The sequence below is a fragment of the Blautia sp. CAG:237 genome, from assembly GCF_000436615.1.
Lineage (GTDB): Bacteria > Bacillota > Clostridia > Lachnospirales > Lachnospiraceae > Blautia_A > Blautia_A intestinihominis.
This window is the reverse complement of sequence record NZ_FR886766.1, coordinates 38251-43372: the sequence shown is the minus strand read 5'-3', so window position 1 is coordinate 43372 and position 5122 is coordinate 38251. Positions and strand designations below refer to the sequence as shown.

The window sequence follows — 5122 nt, the reverse complement described above, 5'->3', positions numbered from 1 at the left end:
GTAACAGGTCTAGAAGATAAAGTAACAGGTCTAGAAGACAAAGTGACAGGCCTAGAGAATAAAGTAACAGGTCTTGAAGACAGGATGACAGGCTTTGAGGACAGGATGACAGGTCTTGAGAACAAAGTAACAGGTCTAGAAGATGGACAACAGAATATTCTTCAGCAGATAGATGAAAAGATAACAGCATCAGAAGAAAGAATGATGCAGAAAATGGACGAGAAACTCACTCATTCTGAAAATCTTATCCTTCATGAACTGGACAGAGTACAGGAGCATCTGGAAACAGATGTTCAGAAAGTAGAGAGAAATCTGGAAGAGTTACAGCAGTACTACAGAATCACAAAACTTGAGAACGACAACACTTCATTACTTCTCAAAATGTACAATAACATGCAGAAAGAGATTGAAGAACTCAAAGCGAAAATAGCATAAATATGAAAGTCTCTCAGAGAGCTGATCTGGGAGACTTTTTGAGGTACAGGATGAATACAGAAAAAAGATATTACAACATAGAATTTCTCCGCTTCGCGTTTGCCATATGCATCGTATATTTCCATCTGCTCCATTCTTTTATGATGGACTATACAGGCAACGCGGACCTTTATATCCGGCTGGCGGAGCAGTCGAAGTATGCGAAGTATATTGTGGAGTGTTTCTTTATCATATCGGGATATTTTCTTTATCATACGATACAGAGACATCCGGAGATGACCACGCAGGGATTTATCATGCGAAGGATAATCCGTCTGTGGCCGGTGCTGGCGTGTTCGATCATGATCTCGGCGGTGTTTTTTGGAAAATCGATCTATGCGTCCTTTGTGGATTTGTTGTTTTTGCAGTCCAGCGGGCTGGCGACGGACTGGCAGGGACTGAACTGGTATGTGTCGGCATTTTTTGTGGTGGAGATTTTTTATTTTGTGCTGTATAAATGCTTTCGGAACTCGGCAAAGATGAAGCTTCTGATCTGCATGCTGATCTATTTTGGTTATGAGATCAACATCAATGCCATGGACGGCGGTTTCGGACGTAAGATGTTCCATGGAATCATCAACCTTGGCATGGCACGCGCAGTCGCCGGGATCGGCCTTGGATATCTGTTTGCGATAGAGTGGGCAAATTTTACAGCGACATGGAAAAAACAAAAACAGGTACAGGAAAGGACGGGCGGTATAGAAGTCTGGCTGATCAGAGTATTGGAGATTCTGACGTTGTCGATGCTTCTGATAGACTTTTTTTGCAGTTCAAAAGCATATGATAATCAGTTTATTGTGATAATTCTGTTTCCGGTATTTTTTGCCTGTCTGCTGACAAGAAGAGGCGTTTTTTCGGAGCTGACAGATCACAAAATGATAGGTCTTCCTGGAAGATATGCTTATTCCATTTATGTTATGCAGGAAGCTGTATTCGCAGTATTAAAAAGGACACTCTGGAAAAATACGATATTTCTTCATGATTATCCTGTGCCGGCGCTTACAGTCTCAATTCTGGTGACAATAATGGCAGGTATAGTGACTTATCATCTGGTAGAACGACCGGCTACGAAGGTACTGAAGAAAAGATTACAGGTTTATATATAAAAATCCTGTCATCTCAGAAGCTTGAAGCTTTAGAGATGACAGGATTTGTTTTATTTTTTATCAGTCTCTCTGGAAAAGATCCCGGCTGTAGACTTTGTCCTTTACTTCGTCCAGGCAGGAATTATAACGGTTGGCGATGATACAGTCGCACTGCTGTTTGAATTCATCCAGATCGTTTACGATTTTGCTTCCGAAAAATGTAGAACCATTTTCGAGAGTTGGTTCATAAATGATCACGGTTGCTCCTTTCGCCTTAATTCTCTTCATGACACCCTGGATAGAGGACTGACGGAAGTTATCAGAATTGGATTTCATAGTCAGACGGTAAACACCGATGGTAACAGGCTTTTCCATGGAGGAATTGAAAGTATTTCCCTCATCATAGGCGTAATAACCGGCTTTCTGGAGGACACGGTCAGCGATGAAGTCTTTACGGGTACGATTACTTTCGACAATAGCGCTCATCATATTCTGTGGAACATTATTGTAATTGGCGAGAAGCTGCTTCGTATCCTTCGGCAGACAATAACCGCCGTAACCAAAGGAAGGGTTATTGTAGTGAGTACCGATACGTGGGTCAAGGCAGACACCCTGGATGATATCTTGTGTGTTGAGTCCCTTCATTTCAGCGTAAGTGTCAAGTTCGTTGAAATAAGATACACGGAGCGCAAGATAAGTATTGGCAAACAGCTTGACAGCCTCAGCTTCTGCAAATCCCATAAATAAGGTATCGATATTTTCCTTGAGAGCACCCTCCTGCAGAAGTGCTGCAAAGTTCTGAGAAGCCTGTACAAGAGCCGGATCTTCCGGATTGGTGGATACAATGATACGACTTGGATACAGGTTGTCGTATAAAGCCTTGGATTCACGAAGAAATTCCGGGCTGAAGATGATTTTTGAGGTGTGATATTTTTTGCGGACAGATTCCGTATAGCCGACAGGGATGGTGGATTTGATAACCATGATGGCGTCAGGATTAACTTTGAGCACCAGTTCGATCACGGCTTCTACGGCAGAAGTGTCAAAATAGTTTTTCTGGCTGTCATAGTTGGTAGGTGCGGCAATTACGACATAGTCCGCATTTTTGTAGGCAGAAATTCCATCCAGCGTAGCGGTAAGATCCAGGTCTTTTTCTGCAAGGTATTTCTCAATATATTCATCCTGAATAGGAGATTTGCGCTGATTGATCAGATCCACTTTTTCCGGGATGATGTCAACGGCTGTTACATGGTTATGCTGGGCAAGAAGAGTGGCAATGGAAAGGCCTACATATCCGGTACCTGCAACTGCGATGTTGAGTGGAGATGGAGAGCCAAGTCTGGTTGAAGAAGCTTCTGTAAATACATCAGAAGGTTCAAATCCAAGTACCTCGGCCAGATTTTCCAGCTGACTGATAGATGGAACAAAATCCTTCTTTTCAAGGCGGGAGATTAATGCGCGGTTGATACCGGTAGCAAGAGAAAGATCCTGCTGAGTCATATTTTTCTGCTGGCGTTTATCGGATACCAGATTTGAAAGTAAAGTCATTGATAATTTTTTCATGAAAATGCTCCTTAGAATGTTCGCTTAAATAACAATAATATGTTGATAAGATGATAATATCATAGAAAAAACAGGAAATCAAGAAAAAATATAGCACAAAGTGTTATTTTAAATAACACTTTGTGCCGGGCGATAATTATGATATTGCAATCAGAAGAAGCTCCTGCGTTTCTTTAAAGATAATGTGTGCGAAACGATGGACAACTGGCAGGATGTTCCGGATGAAGAAGTAACAGCCGGAAAAGATGACTCCGCACGGAGACTTTTGAATCTGACAGGCTGACTGTCACAGACCATATAGAACAGCAGAGTACTTTGTCCATGAAGAAAGCGCAGAGGAATTTTTACTTCGAAATCCAAAAACTGTGACAGAAGTGTTCCGTCAAATACAAAATCAGAAGATGTATTTGCTGACCAGTCACAGTAAAAAATACGGGCTTTCAGCATGTGGCGCTGCAACTGTACATAAAGTGCAGACGGATATGGAAATCTGCTGTTGAATTTTACAGATCCTGTAATCCTCAGATCTTTTCCTGAAATTTCAGCATGAAATAATTTCAGAAGATAGGATGAGGCAGGATAAAGCTTCAAATTCCCATACTGAAAAAAAAGATCTTCTGGTGCATGCGTCAGGGTGCCATTTCCTTTTTTGAAAGAGATGATATAGTCTTTCTGTTCGCGGGAAAGATTTTTCTGTTCCAGAATGATCTTATCGTCGATGGATTGCAGCAGTTCCTTAAGGAGTGTCCGGAATTCCAGATGTTCAGCCGTAGTCAGGACAGATTCCGGTATTTCAGGCACGCCGAACCGGCTCTGGAGATCATACATGACATTATACTGGACAAAAAATGGAATTTTACCATATTTTTGGCGGGCAGAGTGAAGTGCCCACTGAAGATAATTTTTCAGACAGTCAAGATACCATTCTCTGTGTAGTTTTGTGCCATTCAGAGCAGAATTCTGTGTGTTTCGAAAACGATAATAATAGCAGCCGGAAGGGACAATTCCATAGTATGGGTGATCGAGCAGAAGCTGCATGATCACTTTTGCATCTTCTGCATAGCGCAGAGAAGTATCAAAAGAATGATCGTTAAGTACATTATGCTTTATAAAGGAAGAAGCAATAGACATCTGTACATAGGAGTACTGGACATTCAGATCAATGATCTGATCTTTGCCGTCCCGGTATTTATAGTTGAGCCGATGGGCGTTTTCCTTTTTTTCAAAAAACTGTATCGGAACAGATACAAGACTGATCTGATCATCAACAGTGGAAAAAAAGTTGTATACAGCAGAAAGCGTATTTGGAGAAAGTTTGTCGTCTCCGTCCAGGAAATTCAGGTACTTTCCGGATGCAAGTGCAATTCCGGCATTCCTGGCAGAAGCAGCACCTCCGTTTGGTTTGTGCAGCACTTTAATATTATATGGATATAATGCCTGATAATGGTCACAGATTTCACCGGAAGAATCTGTAGATCCATCGTCAACAAGAATAAGTTCAACAGATTCTTTAAAACCAATATCCTGACAGAGAATACTTTCGACAGCTCCAGAAAGATAGGAAGCTACATTGTATACGGCAGTAATGATTGAAAATTTAAAAGGATATGTTCTTGAATCGTGATTCATGGTATGATCTCCTTGCCTAAGAATATGTGTATCATATCATAAAATGTCGAGTCTGGTCAGGAAATTATAAAAACATAAAATATATTTAATATTGTTGATATATTTATAAATAAATTGTAATATGAGAAATGAATTTGCTAAAAGCATACAGACTATGTTATACTATGCGTATCATGTACAGTAAAAGCGAGGAAACAATCTATGAAAGATGTGGGCGGAAGGGATAAGGGAACGGAGATATCCGTTATTATTCCTGTTTATAATGTCGAAAAATATATAGACCAGTGTCTGGACAGCCTGCAGTCGCAGACATTTGATAACTTTGAGGTACTCTGTGTAGATGATGGTTCGGATGATCAGACTAGGGAAAG

5 protein-coding genes are annotated in these 5122 nt (G+C 40.9%); 3 read left to right on the top strand and 2 right to left on the bottom strand.

The window, feature by feature from the left end; genetic code table 11:
- A partial coding sequence (locus QZL69_RS12640; protein WP_291519673.1) for a hypothetical protein occupies positions 1 to 435 on the top strand: 435 nt, incomplete at its 5' end.
- A gap of 50 nt (positions 436 to 485) precedes the next feature.
- Positions 486 to 1580: an acyltransferase family protein gene (locus tag QZL69_RS12635; protein WP_022215562.1), complete on the top strand. Its 1095-nt coding sequence runs from the start codon at positions 486 to 488 to the stop codon at positions 1578 to 1580.
- 60 nt (positions 1581 to 1640) lie between these two features.
- On the opposite strand, the gene QZL69_RS12630 is transcribed toward QZL69_RS12635, so the two are convergent.
- Both QZL69_RS12630 and QZL69_RS12625 read right to left on the bottom strand, forming a co-directional pair.
- A complete protein-coding gene (locus QZL69_RS12630; protein WP_022215561.1) occupies positions 1641 to 3122 on the bottom strand; it encodes a nucleotide sugar dehydrogenase in 1482 nt (493 codons plus the stop codon).
- Positions 3123 to 3272: 150 nt separating this feature from the next.
- Positions 3273 to 4751 (bottom strand): glycosyltransferase, encoded by a 1479-nt coding sequence (locus tag QZL69_RS12625; protein WP_022215560.1) that lies wholly within the window; start codon positions 4749 to 4751, stop codon positions 3273 to 3275.
- Positions 4752 to 4952: 201 nt separating this feature from the next.
- Between QZL69_RS12625 and QZL69_RS14115 the strand changes: the two genes are divergently transcribed.
- A partial coding sequence (locus tag QZL69_RS14115; RefSeq protein WP_291519675.1) for a glycosyltransferase family 2 protein occupies positions 4953 to 5122 on the top strand: 170 nt, incomplete at its 3' end.